The following is a 15,751-nucleotide window of genomic DNA, read 5'->3' as shown; positions in this document are numbered from 1 at the left end:
ATGGTGGCGTCTTCCAGTCAGTTACGGGTTTTCAAGATGGGTATCAATACTCATCAGGAGCCTGTCGTCTACATGCGTGATGATTGTGATGTGTGCCTTTCAGAAGGATTCTCCGCCAGTTCCAGGGTGGGAATTTCCTCGCAGGGACGTTCCATCATCGCAACTCTCAATATTTCGTCTGATGAAACGGTTCCCAAAGGGTATGCGGGGCTTTCAGATATCGCCATAGAGCGGCTCGGGGTGGCTCAGTCTGACCTGGTTTCAGTACATCATGCGCCCTATATCGAATCCTTGAGTCTGGTTCGTCGGAAAGTATTCGGACACAGCTTGCTTCCGGCTGAGATGGCTCGCATTGTCTCCGATATCTCCGCACACAAATACAGCGATGTCGAAATAGCCTGTTTCCTGAGCGCTTGTGCGGGTGGCAGATTAGGTTTCGATGAGATTGTTGCTTTGACCCAGGCGATGGTGAATTGCGGACAACAGCTCGATTGGCCAGGCGTGGATCGTGTGTTCGACAAACACTGTGTTGGAGGCCTGCCGGGCAACCGGACCACGCCGCTGGTTGTGTCGATCGTCAGCGCAGCAGGCTTAGTAATGCCTAAAACCTCCTCCCGTGCCATCACCTCACCGGCGGGAACAGCGGACACCATGGAAGCGCTGACCAATGTGAGGCTTGGGCTGAACGAGATTCGCCGTGTGGTCAGAGAAACCGGTGCCTGTCTCGCCTGGGGTGGGGCGATGAACCTCAGCCCGGCTGATGACCTGTTGATTCGCATCGAGAGAGCGCTGGACCTTGATGGTGAGGGCCAGCTCGTGGCCTCGGTTCTGTCCAAGAAGATTGCGGCCGGTTCCACCCATGCGGTGATTGATATTCCGGTGGGGGAGACGGCCAAGGTTCGAACGCCAGCCGATGCTGATCGGCTGGCGTCTCTTTTTACAAGCGTTGGGGCAGCCTGTGGGCTTCAGGTGCGCTGCATCGTTACAGACGGTAGTAAGCCCGTTGGGGCAGGGATCGGGCCGACAGAGGAAGCCCGGGATGTTTTGGCCGTGCTGCAGGGAAAGCAAGGCGCGCCGAGGGATCTACGGGGCCGCGCCATCTTGCTGGCTGGCCATTTATTCGATCTGGCCGATGGTCTTGGCGTGAAAGAGGGGATGATCAAAGCAGAGCGATTACTTCAAAACGGCTCTGCCTGGGAGCAGTTCAAGCGCATAACAAAGGCTCAGGGGGGACTGAAGAGCTTAGGTGAAGCCCGTTTTCGGCGTCCAGTTCTGTCCTCGGAATCCGGAACAATCGTGTCTATCGACAACCGTCGGCTTGCCCGTGTCGCCAAGCTGGCAGGAGCGCCTGCCAGTTCTACCGCAGGACTACGGCTGCTGGTGAACGTCGGCGATATCGTCATTAAGGGAGAGCCTCTCTATGAGTTACTCAGTGACAGTCCGGGGCAGCAGGATTATGCGCTGGCGTTTAACGATATGGGGCCGGCAATCTTCACTGTAAAGCGAGAGGAATGATTGTGGACATTATTGAAAAAAATGTGCTGTTTAGCCTCACCCCGCACCCATTACAGGAGAAGCTTTGTGATCAGCTTAACTTGGAGCCGGGAAGTTTGGAGGTGCGGAGGTTCCCTGATGGTGAGTCCTACTTACGTGTGCTCACATCAGTCAAAGGTGCGAACTGCGTAATATTGGCCGACCTAACGCATCCAGACACCAAATACCTTGCTCTCCTGTTTCTCTTTGAAACTCTCCGGGAACTCGGTGCCAGGTCGATTGGGTTGGTGGCGCCCTATCTTTGCTATATGCGCCAGGATCGACGCTTCGAAGAAGGGGAGGCGGTCACTTCCAGGGTGTTTGCCCAGTCTTTGTCTTTACATATCGACTGGCTGATCACCGTTGATCCACATTTGCACAGGTACCAGTCTCTTGACGAAATCTACAGCATACCCACGCAAGTTGTTCAGGGAGCACCGGCGCTGGCGGATTGGCTACGGGGGCAAAACGGTCTGTTGCTGGTAGGTCCGGACGCGGAAAGTGAGCAATGGGTATCAAGTATCGCGCAGGCCAGTAACCATCCTTATGTCATTGGCACCAAGCAGCGTCTGGGTGACCGGCGCGTTGAAGTCACCTTGCCGGATATCTCGGCGTATAACGGCCGGAAAGCCGTCATCATTGATGACGTTATTTCCAGCGGACGCACCATTGGCGAGTGTGTCAGGGCACTTAAGGCGCAAGGCACGGAGGCCATCCTGTGTGCGGCGGTGCATGGCATTTTTGCGGAGGCCTCGGACACCTACCTTCTGGGTACCGGCCTGCAGACGCTGGTGACCACCAACACGGTTCCACACAGCAGCAATGAGATCGATGTCAGCGAGTTGCTGGTGCCGCCGGTCAGGCATTTTCTCAATCAGGTGGAGGGTGAGCGCCGATGAACATTACATTTCTGGGTGGCACGGAAACCGTGACCGGCTCCAAGTTCCTGGTTGAAACCGGCCAGACACGTGTATTGGTCGATTGCGGCCTGTTTCAGGGGTACAAGTGGCTGAGAAAGCGCAACCGGCAACCGTTGCCGCTCGATATTGCCTCGCTGGATGCCGTGCTTCTGACCCATGCCCATCTGGATCATTCAGGCTACATCCCCGTGTTGTACAAGCAGGGCTTCCGGGGGGCGGTTTATACCCATCATGCCACCCGAGAGCTATGCAGCATATTGCTGGCCGATAGCGGCCATCTTCAGGAAGAGGAGGCACATTACCTCGGCCGCCATAAGCTGAGCAGGCATGAGAATCCGGAGCCCCTGTATGATCAGGAGGATGCAGAAGCCTGCATGGAGCTGTTTCAGTCGGTGGACTTTCACCAAGTGATCCAGCTCGGTGATATACGCTTTCATCTGCGACCGGTCGGGCACATTCTCGGGGCGGCCTGTGTCATCATCGAGGCGGAAGGTAAATGCGTCGGTTTTTCCGGCGATGTGGGCCGCCTCAATGATATTTTCATGAGGCCACCGGCGCCTCTGCCAGCTCTGGACATGCTGATGCTGGAGTCAACGTATGGCAATCGTCGCCACGACGATGCGGACCCGTTGTCGCAGTTGGCAGACATCGTTAATGAAACCGTCGACAAAGGGGGCAATATATTGATTCCGGCCTTTGCTGTGGGCAGGGCGCAGGTCTTGCAGCATATGCTCACCGACCTGATGAAGGCGGGACGAATTCCAAGGTTGCCAGTTTATCTGGATAGCCCCATGGCGATTGATGTTTCTGAGATTTACTGCCGCTACGAAGATCAGCATCGGTTGAGCAGTTCAGAATGCCATGAAATGTGCAGCACCGTTCACTATAGCCGCAGCGTCCAAGACTCCAAGGCGCTGGCTGATCAGGCCTACCCGCACGTAATTATTGCAGGCAGCGGTATGGCAACGGGCGGTCGCATTCTTCATCACTTCAAGCGTCTCCTCGGCCAGCACCGCACAACCGTTATCTTTGCCGGTTATCAGGCAGGGGGGACACGAGGCGCCAAAATGGTTGATGGAGCGGAAAGGATCAAGATCCACGGCGACTGGATTCCGGTCAAGGCCCGGCTGGAGGTGTTGAGTGGGCTTTCCGGACATGGAGATTTCACAGAGATTGAACAGTGGCTGGCTCAAAGTGACTTAGCCCCCGAAACGCCGATCAACCTGATCCACGGTGATCCGGAGGCGCTGGAGGCCATGAAGGATCACTTGCGTCAGAACACCCGGTTTGAGGTGGAGGTGGCAAGCTACCAATCCATTTTGCGTCTTTGATGTGAGACCGGGCAAATACCCGGGGTAATCCGGATATTTACGGCGAGGATTTCTAGTAGGCCACCATTAACGTCAGTAGAGTTATCAGGGAGAGATCATGAACGGCTATTCCATTGAGGATTCACATCGAATCCAGCAGCGTGCTGCCCAATACCGGCAGCGTTACCCCCAGTTTGCCAACTGGGCAAAAGGGCGCGGGGTGATCGAACATACCGATTTGACCCAGGTGCGCGTGTTCGACCTGTGCCAGGAACTCGTTTGTGCCGGGCGTTATGACTCGCTCGACGATGCCCTGATTATTTTCGAGGCTGCAGACACCCTCACCAACGCGGCCATGTGGCTGGTAGCCCACATGACTTATGCCAGCAGAGTGGACCTGTCCGGACAGCCGCTGGCGGCGGATGACTTCAAGGAAAATCCTCAGGGGCATACCGGTGGTTCGCTGAACATGGTGCCTGCCTATCTTGGCTACAAGGCCGCCAACGCGTTGGCGGGGCTGACCCGTAGCTGGCTGATGGGGCAGGGGCACTGTGTGGCGGCTATCGAAAGCGTCAACATACTGCTCGGCAATCTGCATCCAGAACAGCAGGCTCGGTACACGCTCGACGAGGTGGGGCTGTCCCGGCTGGTGAGTGACTTTTACAGCTACGCCGTCACTCCGGATGGCACACCGGGGGTTCCCCTGGGCAGTCACGTCAACCCCCACACTGCCGGCGGGCTGATCGAGGGCGGATATCTGGGCTTCGCTGAACTGCAATACACCCACATGCCGCTGCCGGGGGAGCGTCTGGTCGCGTTTCTCAGTGATGGGGCATTTGAGGAGCAGCGGGGCAGCGACTGGGCAAGCCGCTGGTGGCGAGCCGAGGACTGTGGCCTGGTGACCCCGGTGATGATTGCTAACGGGCGCCGCATTGATCAACGGTCAACCATTTTTCTGCAAGGGGGGGCGGACTGGTTCCGGCAGCACCTGGAGCTCAATGGCTTTTACCCCATACTCATTGATGGCCGCGATCCTGCGGCCTTTATCTGGGGCATCTTCGAGGCCGAATCGAGGCTTCAGGCGTGCAGCGAACAGGTCAGCGCCGGCCACATGAGGTACCCTGTAAAGCTCCCCTATCTGATTGCCGAGACGGTCAAAGGCTATGGTTTCTATGGTGCTGGCTCAAACGCGGCGCATGGTACCCCGCTTCCGGCAATACCGAGATTTGATGAGGTCTCGCGCAGGCACTTTAACGAATCCATTGCCCGTTTGTTTGTGCCCGAGATCGAGATTCACGGCGCCCGCGACGTGCTGGCAACTCACCGGGCAGACGATCGGCCTGCGGAAAAGGATCATCCGCTGAGTTGTCGTGACGTCAAGCTGCAAACTGTACCCGAACCGGTCTGGTTGCAAACGGCGGTATTAGAGTCGCCCATGGTTGCGATTGATCGGCAGTTTGTTGCCCTTGTAAAGGCCAACCCGGCGCTTCGTATTCGCCTGGGAAACCCGGATGAATTGCGTAGTAATCAGATGAACCAGTCGCTTGACCTTCTGAAGCATCGCACCCTGACGCCCGAGCCCGGCCTTGCGGAATCCCTTCACGGCTCGGTAATCACAGCCCTGAATGAGGAGGCCGTTGTCAGCGCCGCTCTGGGTAATAAGGGAGGCATGAATCTGGTGGTGTCCTACGAAGCGTTCGCCATGAAAATGATTGGCGCTCTTCGGCAGGAAATTATTTTTGCGCGACACCAGAAAAGTCTCGGTCGGCCCGCACGATGGTTATCCGTGCCGGTCATTGCGACGTCGCACCTCTGGGAAAACGGCAAGAACGAGCAGTCTCATCAGGACCCTGCCTTCGGCGAAGTCCTGATGGGAGAAATGAGTGACACTGCCCGCGTTGTCTATCCTCCCGACTGCAATAGTGCTGTGGCGTGCCTTAACGAGTGTTTTCGAACCCAGGGGCAGTTCTGGGCCATGACGGTTCCCAAGGCAAAACTGCCTGCCGTTTTTGACGGCCGTCAGGCTGTGCAATTGGTTCGGGATGGTGCCATCGCTCTTGGTGAAGCCGGTGATGTGCAGTTGATTGCTGTCGGCGCCTATCAACTCCGTGTTTGCCAGGAGGTCGCTGAAGCGCTGGCTCAGCGGGGGCTTTCGTGCGGTGTGGTCTGCCTTCTCGAACCTGGTCGATTCCGGAGTCCCCGGGATCCAATGGAGTCAGGGCATCAGTGTGGTAGTTCTTACAGTTCCGAGCTGTTTCCCCACGATACAAAACTCAGGGTGTTCGTGTGCCATATGCGCCCAGAAGCCTTGCTGGGAATCTGCCGTCCTCTTGATCTCGGGCCTGATCGGACGCTGGCGTTTGGCTACGAAAACCATGGTGGCACCCTGGACACATCGGGGCTGCTGCAGGCCAATAAATGTGATTCACATTCAATAGTGCAGGTGATCCTGTCAAAAACTGGCTCCTCAGGCGCTGATAAGGCGACATTGTAGCGATGGAGCGCGAGGATCGATTTACAACAGTCTTTACGGGGAAAAGTAAAGCGTTGGTGATCACCGTGCTGATTCTCACACTAAAACAATCCGGGCGGCAACCGATTCAGCTAGCCGCCCGACATATAGGTAAATCATGCTATGAATGAATCGTTCAATCACGCTGGGGCCTGGGGCCTGGGGCATCACACTGATCGTTATCGTTCTGGTGTCCTGATTCTTTTACCGTTACAGGCAGGGGGGACACGAGGCGCCAAAATGGTTGATGGAGCGGAAAGGATCAAGATCCACGGCGACTGGATTCCGGTCAAGGCCCGGCTGGAGGTGTTGAGTGGGCTTTCCGGGCACGGGGATTTCGCAGAGATTGAACAGTGGCTTGCTCAGAGTGACCTGGCCCCCGAAACGCCGATCAACCTGATCCACGGTGATCCGGAGGCGCTGGAGGCGCTGAGGGATCACTTGCGTCAGAACACCCGGTTTGAGGTGGATGTGGCAGGCTACCAATCCATTTTGCGTCTTTGACGATGCCCTGACGGCCATCTTCGAGGGCGACCTGAATGAGCCGCTTAAGATCCGGCAACGACCTTGGTCGCGGCGGCTGCCGAGTGCTAGAGTGGGCGATCTCATTGGCTGGAGTGAGAGGCAGTGGCCCTGATCCCGGCTCCAACCTGAACAGTAATGTCATAAGGAGTGTTTGGTGAAATCCCAATCCTGGCTCTGGTCTCTGATAGCGGTGTTGGTGCTCGCCGGCGGTTCTTATGGGGTTTTTGTTCTGTTTGGGGAAGAGCCCTTGCCGCAGGGAATCGTCTATGGCAATGGCCATATCGAGGGGCGGGAAGTGCGGATCGCGGCCGAAGTGGCCGGTCGGGTCATCGAGCACCATCTCGCGGAAGGCAGCAAGGTTTCGGCTGGCGACACGGTAGCCGTGATCGACCCCGCCGATGCCAGAGACCGCCTGCGCTCGGCACAGGCCGAGCTGGCCTCGGCGCGGGAAGTCCGTGACGGCTTCGACAGCCAAATCACCACCTGGCGTCATCATCTCAAGAATGCCGAGAAACAACGGCAGCGGATCCGGGACTTGCGGTCCCGCAATCTGGCCAGCTCGAGTGATCTGGATCAGGCGGAAAATGCCGTCAGTGAGGCCCGGGGCCGACTTGAGTCTCTCCAGCGGCAGAAGGATGCCGCCGAAGAACAGGTGGCTGCAAGGGCGGCGCAGGTGGCACTGGCTGAATCGCAACTGGACAAAGCGGAGGTTGCCGCGCCGCTCTCCGGAACCATCCTGATCCGGGCGGTGGAGACGGGAGAGGTTGTCGATACCGGCCAGCCGCTGGCCACGATGGTGAATCTGCAGCAGCTCGAACTCAAGGTCTATGTCCCCGGTGATATCCTCAACCGGATCAGCTTGGGGGATCCCGCCAGAATCCGCGTGGACGGTTTGCCCGGGGACTTTTCCGCCAAAGTCGGCAGGATTGACGATTTCGCCCAGTTCACCCCCCGCGATGTCCACATGCCCGACGAGAGAGTTCGGATGGTCTATGGCGTTACCCTGGTGCTGGATAATCCGGCCGATGCTCTGAAACCGGGTATGCCGGCAGATGCCTGGATTCGCTGGGATCCGGACGCCGAGTGGCCAGCGACCCTCTCGGTTCCGGCGCGCTGAGCCGTCATGTCTTCCCCGGAACCCATCGTCGCCAAAGGCCTTGGCCGCCAATTCGGAGACAATGTTGTCATCGAGCCACTGGATGTTTCCGTTGATCGCGGCCAACGAGTGGGCATTGTCGGTGCTGATGGCGCTGGCAAGACGACGCTGTTACAGATGTTGGCTGGCATCCTGGACCCCACTGTGGGGGAATGCCGGGTCCTGGGCTTCGATACCCGTCGTGAGGCCAAGCAGGTTGCTGCCCAGATTGGCTATATGTCCCAGGGATTTACGCTTTACGATCGACTCAGCGTCAAGGAAAACCTGAGCTTTGCCGCTCGCATCCGGGATGTGCCCGACGAACTCTATCGGGAGCGTTCAGAAAGGTTGCTATCCATGTCGGGGCTTGGCCGCTTTACTGACAGGCCCGCCGCCAAACTGTCCGGTGGCATGCAGAAAAAGTTGTCGCTATGTACCAATCTGGTCCATGAACCGGAGCTGCTGATCCTTGACGAACCGGGGCTCGGCGTCGACCCCCTGTCCCGGCGCCATCTCTGGACCATGCTCGACCGCTTCCGGTCGCAGGGCCTGACCATGGTTGTGGCTACCTCCTACATGGACGAGGCGGAGCGCTGCGACAGGATACTGCTGCTGGAACAGGGCCGCGTTCTTGCGGATGGGTCGCTGGAAGAGCTGCTGAGGCCCGCCGCCGGAAGGGTGTTCACTGTAAATGCTGGAGATACCGGACGAGGCTTGCGGGAGTTGTCCGGCATCCTGGCTCAAATTGACAGCGTCCATTCAGTGCAGTGGTTGCCGGATCACCTGCGACTGGTGATGAACGCGGACATCGCTGAAAACCAGCTCGCCGAGTTATTGCCCGAGGGAACCCACCTGGCGGCGGCCGAGCCCCGGCTCGAGGATCTGTTTGTGCTGCGGACGGACAGGAGGGCCGGCGAGCAGCAGTTTCCGGAATTGGCCCGGCAAGACAGGGGAAAAGAGGAAGGGCTGGTGGCCACCGGCCTGAGCGTCCGCTTCGGACATTTCAAGGCCGTTGACCGGGTGAGTTTCGAGGCGCCATCTGGCGAACTGCTTGCGTTGCTGGGGCCCAACGGGGCGGGCAAGACAACCCTGATCAGGGCCTTGTGCGGGCTGGTGGCCATCGATGAGGGCAACGCCCGGGTGGCCGGGGTGAGCTCCGGCGGGGGTAGCACCGCATTGCGCCGGCAAATTGGTTATATGTCACAACGGTTTTCACTCTATCTGGAACTGACCCCCTGGGAGAATCTCCGCTTCTTTGCCAATGCCTACGGCCTGGCCGGAGGCGCGGCGCGGGCTGCGATCGACTGGGCCAGGGAAGTAACGGGGCTGACAGATATTCCCGACAAGCTCACCGGTGATCTTTCAAGTGCCTTGCGCCAGCGTCTGGCGCTGGCCTGCAGCCTGCTTCACCGGCCCCGGGTCTTGTTCCTTGATGAGCCCACCTCGGGTGTCGATCCCGTCGCCCGGTACCGTTTCTGGCGGGTTATCCGTGAGCTGGCCGCCAGCGGTATGACCGTGCTGGTCACTACCCACTACCTGGAGGAAGCGGCCTATTGTGATCGTTTGGCGTTAATGCTGGACGGGCGGCTGCTTGCACACGGTAGCCGATCATCGCTGAATCATTCGCTCGGCCTCGAAGCCGACGCCACGGTGGAGATGCTCTTCACGGCGGCCATAGAACAGGCGGGAACGGCCAATTCCCGGGCGTTGGGACCATGAAGGCTCATCGGCTTGGAGCCCTCATCGTCAAGGAAAGTCGCGAGCTGATTCGCGACCCGGTTACCATTGCGTTGGCCGTGATCATGCCGCTGATCATGCTTTTTCTGTTCGGCTATGCGGTCAATCTGGATGTGGAACAGGTTGCCGTGGGCATTTACGATCTGGACAACACGCCGGCAAGCCGCGACCTGTCAGCCCGTTTCGACAGCTCGCGGTATTTTCAATTAGAGCAGAAAACGACCGATCTCCGCGATCTGGAGTCGGCACTGCAAAGCTCGACCATCAGCATGGGCGTGGTGATTCCAGCCGGCTTGGCCCGGCAACTGCTCAGAGGCGACGAGGCGCCTGTCCAGGTGATCGTGGACGGCGGCTATCCTGTTCTGGGTCGATTGGCATCGGCCTATGCCGAGGCGGTAATCGCAAATTTCCCCGCCCCGCGTCAGAGCGCCGTCCGGGTCCAGGCCAGGGTCTGGTTCAATCCCTCCCTGCGCAGCGTCAATTTCGTCATCCCCGGGTTATTTGCCGTGATCCTGATGGCGTTCCCACCCCTGCTGACCGCCCTAGCGATCGTGCGTGAGAAAGAGACCGGTACGATTGAGCAGATCTATGCATCGCCGGTCACCTCAACCGAGTTTGTTGTCGGCAAGCTGGTGCCCTACGGTCTGGTGGCTTTCCTGGAGATTCTTATGGTCATGGTGGTGGGGTTTGCCTGGTTTCAGGTCCCCATTGCCGGCAGCCCGATACTGCTGCTGACGTCCGCTTTCGTTTATGTGCTGACCACGGTGGGTATCGGCCTGTTGGTCTCATCCCTGGTCCGTACCCAGTTGGCGGCCATGTTGATAACGCTGATTGTCACCTTGATGCCGTCGTTTTTGTTTTCCGGTTTTCTGTTCCCTCTGTTCACCATGCCTCTTGCCCTGCAACTGTATAGCTGGCTTTTCCCTGCCGGTTATTTTATGGAAATCTCCCGGGGCATCGTACTGAAATCAGCCGGCCTTGAAGCCGTTCTGCCAAATCTGATGATGTTGATCGTCTATACGGTCCTGGTATTTGTCTTCGCGGCCTGGCGAATGAAGCAGAAGGTGGCCTGATGGGAATTGCCTTATTTGGTTTGTTGCGCAAGGAGCTCGTGCAGTTCTTTCGTGACCGGTTGATACTGACCCTGATACTTTGGCTTTACACCATTGAAGTCGTCATTTGTGCCGTTGCGCTCAGTTTTGATGTAAGCCACCTGCCCCTGGCGGTGGTGGACGAGGATCGCAGCGCCTTGAGTCGCTCGTTGATCCAGAAATTTGCGGTGAGCGAAACCTTCGACCTGAAATTTCAGGAAACCCGTGTGGCAACCGCCACTGACCTCCTGGAGAAAGGCGATGCCACCATGGTGTTGGTCGTTCCCGCCGGGTTCGAAGGTGCTCTTCTCGCTGGCAAGAGTGCTCAGCTCCAGTTGCTCCAGGACGGCACCAATTCCAACATTGCCGCCAATGCCGTCAATGATGCTCTGCAGATCGTCCAGCGCCAGGAGCGCGAAGCGCTCCCTGCTGCCGGGAAGAAGGGGGTCGCGGTACCCCTGATCCGTATCTGGTATAACCCCGATCTGACAACATCGGGTTTTATCGTGTTATCGATGATTGCTCTGGCCGGTATGATGGTGGGCGTTATTCACCCGGCCGCCTCTATTGTCCGGGAAAAGGAGCGAGGCACTATCGAGCAGCTGCTGGTGACGCCCATTTCCACCCTGGAACTGTTCCTGGCCAAGGTCACACCCACGCTGATCATGGGCGTACTGTCCATCTTTCCGAGTTTGGTGATTGTCAGAGTCTTTGATGTGCCCCTTCAGGGCAGTCTGCTTTTATTTCTGGTGCTGACCGCCATCTTTTTGCTCAGTGCGATTGCGCTGGGCGTACTGATTGCCGCCTACAGCCGGACCCTTCAGCAGGCGTTGCTGCTCTCCTTTTTCGGACTTTTCCCGCTGATGTTCCTGTCGGGCAGTTTGACGCCGGTAGAAGCCATGCCGCCTTTCCTGCAAAGCCTCTCCCTGCTGAGTCCACTGCGTTATTACATGGATATCATCGTCGGTATTTTCCTCAAAGGCGCCGGCCTGGCGGTTCTCTGGGATGAGGCTCTCGCCTTGCTGGTAATCGGTGTCACGCTGTTTATTTTCTCCCTTTGGGTCTTTCGACGCCGGGTACAATGAGATCGGTTGGGTGAGTGCCTGACGTTTGTCGCTACACGGCCAAGAGGATACGGCGCATAGGCATCAGGATTACCGTGATTATTCATTTTCATCAGTAACCTGAATCAATGGGATGGACTCCTCCTCACCTCACCGGCATCTACGTGCCAAAATGGTGAGTGATTTGGCGAGAGTCAGTGGGGCGATTTCATCCATGAACTCAACCATCATCCCTGTGTTGATTTTGCCGAGCGCAAACCGAACAACCAGCTGCATGTCGTCTACGATGGAACCCATTGGTCTCTTGACGAGTTAATGGAACTGATCAAAACCCACGGAGGCGGGTTGCAGGCCGGGTGGTGGACCCAGCGGAAACTGGCGTGGTGTCGGTTTACAGACGACAATGTTCGGGCCAACGCAAAAAAAGTAAAGCGTTGGTGATCACCGTGCTGATTCTCACACTAAAACAATCCGGGCGGCAACCGATTCAGCTAGTGTCCCGTCTGGGTAATCCGTTTATTTATTATCAATAACACTCAGCTTTGCTCGCGTCACTGAAGTCATAATCGATTCTGCACTCTTGTGCCAGCGGAACGGCTTTGCCAGTTTCTCATTATGAGTTTGGATAAAGCGACGAATCGCCTTCTTAAGTTCGCCGACACTGGTAAAAATGCCACGGTACAAAGCGCGGCGTTCCAGTTGACCAAACCAGCCCTCCACGGCATTCAGCCAAGAGGCGCTGGTTGGTGTGAAGTGAAGCTTGAACCGGGGATGCTTTTCCAGCCAGGCCTTCACTTCTGGTGTTTTGTGAGTCGAGCTGTTGTCCAGAATCAGATGAAGGTCCTGCTCTTTCGGTGTTTCTCGATCAATTTGTCGCAGAAAATCGAGAAACTCTTTGGCGCGGTGGCGTTGTGTAATGCGCCCAATCACTTCGCCGTTCAGGATATTCAGGGCCGCGTATAAGCTGGTCGTCCCGTGCCTCTTGTAATCGTGGGTACGGCGCTCGATCTGGCCGGGTTTCAGTTGCAGCTTTGGTTGAGTGCGATCCAGTGCCTGGATCTGCGTTTTTTCGTCAACCGACAGCACCAGCGCGTTATCCGGCGGATTCAGGTACAGGCCAACGACATCGAAAACCTTCTCAGCAAAGTCTGCATCGCTCCAGGCACGCTGGTTCGGTCTGAACTATATCAATGTCGTCTGGCAGGAAAAAATGGTCAGCGGCATGGCCATGGCCCTGTTCGGCAGTTTCGTTGTTGTGCTCCTGTTGATGGCCCTATTGTTCCGCTCTCTGCTCTGGGGCCTGCTGTGCATGATCCCCCTGACCGTGACCATCGGGGCCATCTACGGTCTGATCGGCATTGTCGGCAAGAATTACGATATGCCGGTCGCCGTGCTGAGCGCCCTGAGTCTGGGGCTCGCCGTGGACTACGCCATCCACTTCCTGGCCCGTACCCGCGCCACTCAGGCCGAGACCGGCTCCTGGCGTCGCTCGGTGGCACCGATGTTCGGTGAGCCTGCACGAGCAATAACCCGCAACGCCATCGTGCTTGGCGTTGGTTTCCTGCCGCTGCTGGCGGCGCCGCTCGTGCCCTACCAGACGGTGGGGGTGTTTATCGCGGCCATTCTGTTGACCGCCGGCCTGAGCACACTGCTGATCCTGCCGGCGCTGATAACCCTGCTGCAACGGTGGCTGTTTCCCGGTGCCCGCAGGGCCGTCCCGAATTCGCAAAAGCAAGAGGAAGGCGTGCAATGAGTAGATACTGGCTTGTTACCCTGTTCCAAAAGCTGGCCCTGATTGCAATGGCGTTGGGCATCACGCCCATTGCCCTGGCCCAGGATGCCGGCGCTGCGCCCGAGGTGGAGCGCATTGTCAACCGTGCCAATATGGTCTCCTACTTTCAGGGGCGTGATGGCCGCGCCAGGGTCGCTATGACCATCACGGATAGCCAGGGGCGTACCCGTAGTCGCGAACTCACCATTTTGCGGAGAGACGGTCCGGAGACAGATGCCGTTGAGGGGGCGCCTATCTCGGCGAGCAGAAGTACTATGTCTATTTCCGACGACCGGCGGATGTGAGCCAGATGACGTTGCTGGTTTGGAAACACCAGGACCGGGACGACGACCGCTGGCTGTACCTGCCGGCGCTGGATCTGGTTAAGCGAATTGCCGCTTCCGACAAACGCACCAGCTTCGTCGGCTCGGATTTCTTCTACGAGGACATCTCCGGGCGCAGTATTGATGCCGACAGCCATGAGCTGATTGAAACCACGGATAACTACTACGTAGTGCGCAACAAACCCAAGAGGCCCGGGGAGGTTGAGTTCGCCTACTACGATGTCTATATCCACAAGCAGTCGTTCCTGCCGGTTCGCACCGAGTATATCGACGACAGTGACAACCTCTACCGGCGTTACACCGCGCTGGCGGTGGAGAACATTCAGGGTTACCCCACGGTCGTCAAGGCGAGGATGGAGAATCTGCGTAACGGTGGCACTACGGAGCTGACCTACAGCGGCATTGACTATGACCTGAGCCTGCCGGAAGACGTGTTTTCGGAGCGGTATCTGCGCCGGGCACCGAGGGAGTATTTGCGGTGACCATTCGTGCACTGAGGGTGGGAGGACGTGAATGAACGCCAGCAGCGTTGTCGGAGTTATATTGCTGGCGGGCAGCGTTCTCGGTGTGGCGCCGGGAGCGCCGGCCGCGCCCGACCTGCCAGAGGGACTGGGCGCGCCGGCCAGCGATACAGCGGAACCGTCCTTGCCAGCGGGTCTCGGGGGGAAAATCGAGCCAGAACAAACCACTGAAAAACCGGCTTCGGCGGCCCTGCCATTTTGGTTGCGCGGCTTCTGGGAGGCGCGGGGAGGATCCCGGCTGAACGATGATCCTCACCAGCGCGATCTATCCATCGCCGAAACCCGGTTGCAGCTCGAGGCGGAGAAGTATTTCCAGGGAGCAACCGTGCGTCTTACCGGCGATTTTCTCTATGACGACCTGGACGATGATCGGGCGGTGGACCTGGAATCGGGCGAGGGTGCCTTCGACCTGCGCGAGGCCAGCCTGGTGTTCTCGCCGAGCGCGGATACCGATGTCAAGCTGGGGCGCCAGATACTAACCTGGGGAACCGGCGACCTGGTGTTCATCAACGATCTGTTTCCCAAGGACTGGGTCTCGTTTTTTATCGGCCGCGATGTGGAGTACCTCAAGGCGCCCTCGGACGCGCTGAAGGTTTCGGCTTTTTCCAGCTGGGCCAATCTTGACCTTGTCTACACCCCCCGGTTTGACGCGGATCGCTTCATCGACGGTCGCCGTCTCTCTTTCTTCAACACAGGGCAAGGGCGGCTGACCGGGCGCAATGCGGTTGTACTGGCGGGCCGCCCGGCGGACGCGTTCGAAGACGACGAGTGGGCCGCCCGGCTGTACCGTAACCTTGGCGCCTACGAGGTCGCGCTCTACGGCTACGACGGCTTCTGGAAGAGCCCGGCCGGGGCTGATCCGGCCAGCGGTCGGGCCAGGTTTCCTCCGCTGTCGGTGCTCGGCGCCAGCCTGCGCGGGCCGGTGGGGGCCGGCATCGGCAACGTCGAGCTGGGCTATTACGATTCCCGCGCAGACCGCGATGGCGACGATCCCACAGTACGCAACAGCGAGCTGCGCCTGCTGCTCGGCTATGAGCAGGAAATTGCCCGTAACCTGACCCTGGGCCTGCAATACTACCTTGAGCGCATGGGCGAGTTTGAGGCCTACCGGCGGGCCTTGCCCCCGGGTGCCCCGGTGCGGGACGAGAATCGCCACGTCCTCACCCAGCGGCTGACATGGCTGACACACAGCCAGAATCTGGAGTGGTCGTTGTTCCTGTTCTACTCGCCCTCGGACCGGGACGCGTACCTGCGCCCCCGGGTGGGCTATCAGGTTGATGACCATCTC

13 protein-coding genes and 2 pseudogenes are annotated in these 15,751 nt (G+C 58.2%); 14 read left to right on the top strand and 1 reads right to left on the bottom strand.

Annotated elements, in window-relative coordinates; genetic code table 11:
* The 10 genes and pseudogenes from CLH61_RS17025 to CLH61_RS18695 all read left to right on the top strand — a co-directional run.
* The gene (locus tag CLH61_RS17025; RefSeq protein ID WP_099615959.1) at positions 1-1,515 is read left to right on the top strand and encodes a thymidine phosphorylase family protein; all 1,515 of its coding nucleotides are present in this window, start codon (positions 1-3) and stop codon (positions 1,513-1,515) included.
* Positions 1,512-2,432: a ribose-phosphate diphosphokinase gene (locus CLH61_RS17020; RefSeq protein WP_099615958.1), complete on the top strand. Its 921-nt coding sequence runs from the start codon at positions 1,512-1,514 to the stop codon at positions 2,430-2,432. The genes CLH61_RS17025 and CLH61_RS17020 overlap by 4 nt, the downstream gene beginning before the upstream one ends.
* The gene (locus tag CLH61_RS17015; protein WP_099615957.1) at positions 2,429-3,784 is read left to right on the top strand and encodes an MBL fold metallo-hydrolase RNA specificity domain-containing protein; all 1,356 of its coding nucleotides are present in this window, start codon (positions 2,429-2,431) and stop codon (positions 3,782-3,784) included. The genes CLH61_RS17020 and CLH61_RS17015 overlap by 4 nt, the downstream gene beginning before the upstream one ends.
* Before the next feature lie 97 nt (positions 3,785-3,881).
* Positions 3,882-6,257 carry a phosphoketolase family protein gene (locus tag CLH61_RS17010; RefSeq protein WP_099615956.1) on the top strand — a complete coding sequence of 792 codons (2,376 nt, stop codon included), beginning with the start codon at positions 3,882-3,884 and terminating at the stop codon, positions 6,255-6,257.
* A 258-nt stretch (positions 6,258-6,515) separates the two neighbouring features.
* Positions 6,516-6,779, top strand: coding sequence for an MBL fold metallo-hydrolase RNA specificity domain-containing protein (locus CLH61_RS17005; RefSeq protein ID WP_228152682.1), 264 nt, complete (start codon positions 6,516-6,518; stop codon positions 6,777-6,779).
* Between the two features lie 175 nt (positions 6,780-6,954).
* On the top strand, positions 6,955-7,917 hold the full coding sequence (locus tag CLH61_RS17000; RefSeq protein WP_008172531.1) for an HlyD family secretion protein: 963 nt from the start codon (positions 6,955-6,957) through the stop codon (positions 7,915-7,917).
* A 6-nt stretch (positions 7,918-7,923) separates the two neighbouring features.
* Positions 7,924-9,654 carry an ATP-binding cassette domain-containing protein gene (locus tag CLH61_RS16995; protein WP_058091965.1) on the top strand — a complete coding sequence of 577 codons (1,731 nt, stop codon included), beginning with the start codon at positions 7,924-7,926 and terminating at the stop codon, positions 9,652-9,654.
* Positions 9,651-10,745: an ABC transporter permease gene (locus CLH61_RS16990; protein ID WP_008172528.1), complete on the top strand. Its 1,095-nt coding sequence runs from the start codon at positions 9,651-9,653 to the stop codon at positions 10,743-10,745. Before CLH61_RS16995 ends, CLH61_RS16990 begins: the two co-directional genes overlap by 4 nt.
* Entirely contained in the window at positions 10,745-11,848 is a 1,104-nt protein-coding gene (locus CLH61_RS16985) for an ABC transporter permease (protein ID WP_008172526.1), read from the top strand. The genes CLH61_RS16990 and CLH61_RS16985 overlap by 1 nt, the downstream gene beginning before the upstream one ends.
* A gap of 165 nt (positions 11,849-12,013) precedes the next feature.
* Positions 12,014-12,268: pseudogene (locus CLH61_RS18695) on the top strand (hypothetical protein); the annotation flags it as partial.
* Between the two features lie 75 nt (positions 12,269-12,343).
* On the opposite strand, the pseudogene CLH61_RS16975 reads toward CLH61_RS18695, so the two are convergent.
* Positions 12,344-12,985 (bottom strand): annotated as a pseudogene (locus CLH61_RS16975) (IS630 family transposase); the annotation flags it as partial.
* A gap of 52 nt (positions 12,986-13,037) precedes the next feature.
* Here CLH61_RS16975 and CLH61_RS16970 point away from each other — a divergent pair.
* The 4 genes from CLH61_RS16970 to CLH61_RS16960 form a co-directional block, all read left to right on the top strand.
* Complete coding sequence (locus CLH61_RS16970) at positions 13,038-13,580, top strand: MMPL family transporter (RefSeq protein WP_407657601.1); 543 nt, start codon at positions 13,038-13,040, stop codon at positions 13,578-13,580.
* Entirely contained in the window at positions 13,577-13,903 is a 327-nt protein-coding gene (locus tag CLH61_RS18500; protein ID WP_211289140.1) for a hypothetical protein, read from the top strand. Before CLH61_RS16970 ends, CLH61_RS18500 begins: the two co-directional genes overlap by 4 nt.
* Positions 13,904-13,908: 5 nt before the next feature.
* The gene (locus CLH61_RS16965) at positions 13,909-14,424 is read left to right on the top strand and encodes an outer membrane lipoprotein-sorting protein (protein WP_265734795.1); all 516 of its coding nucleotides are present in this window, start codon (positions 13,909-13,911) and stop codon (positions 14,422-14,424) included.
* 31 nt (positions 14,425-14,455) lie between these two features.
* On the top strand, positions 14,456-15,751 hold a 1,296-nt coding region (locus CLH61_RS16960), incomplete at its 3' end, for a hypothetical protein (protein WP_099615955.1).

The sequence above is a fragment of the Marinobacter profundi genome (assembly GCF_002744715.1).
Taxonomy (GTDB): domain Bacteria; phylum Pseudomonadota; class Gammaproteobacteria; order Pseudomonadales; family Oleiphilaceae; genus Marinobacter; species Marinobacter profundi.
This window is presented reverse-complemented; position numbering and strand designations above follow the sequence as displayed.

Excerpts from the sequence above, each read along its gene's own strand:
- CLH61_RS17025 (WP_099615959.1), top strand. The coding sequence starts at position 1 with ATGGTGGCGTCTTCCAGTCAGTTACGGGTTTTCAAGATGGGTATCAAT.
- CLH61_RS17020 (WP_099615958.1), top strand. The coding sequence starts at position 1,512 with ATGATTGTGGACATTATTGAAAAAAATGTGCTGTTTAGCCTCACCCCG.
- CLH61_RS17015 (WP_099615957.1), top strand. The coding sequence starts at position 2,429 with ATGAACATTACATTTCTGGGTGGCACGGAAACCGTGACCGGCTCCAAG.
- CLH61_RS17010 (WP_099615956.1), top strand. The coding sequence starts at position 3,882 with ATGAACGGCTATTCCATTGAGGATTCACATCGAATCCAGCAGCGTGCT.
- CLH61_RS17005 (WP_228152682.1), top strand. The coding sequence starts at position 6,516 with ATGGTTGATGGAGCGGAAAGGATCAAGATCCACGGCGACTGGATTCCG.
- CLH61_RS16995 (WP_058091965.1), top strand. The coding sequence starts at position 7,924 with ATGTCTTCCCCGGAACCCATCGTCGCCAAAGGCCTTGGCCGCCAATTC.
- CLH61_RS16990 (WP_008172528.1), top strand. The coding sequence starts at position 9,651 with ATGAAGGCTCATCGGCTTGGAGCCCTCATCGTCAAGGAAAGTCGCGAG.
- CLH61_RS16985 (WP_008172526.1), top strand. The coding sequence starts at position 10,745 with ATGGGAATTGCCTTATTTGGTTTGTTGCGCAAGGAGCTCGTGCAGTTC.
- CLH61_RS16970 (WP_407657601.1), top strand. The coding sequence starts at position 13,038 with ATGGTCAGCGGCATGGCCATGGCCCTGTTCGGCAGTTTCGTTGTTGTG.
- CLH61_RS18500 (WP_211289140.1), top strand. The coding sequence starts at position 13,577 with ATGAGTAGATACTGGCTTGTTACCCTGTTCCAAAAGCTGGCCCTGATT.
- CLH61_RS16965 (WP_265734795.1), top strand. The coding sequence starts at position 13,909 with ATGACGTTGCTGGTTTGGAAACACCAGGACCGGGACGACGACCGCTGG.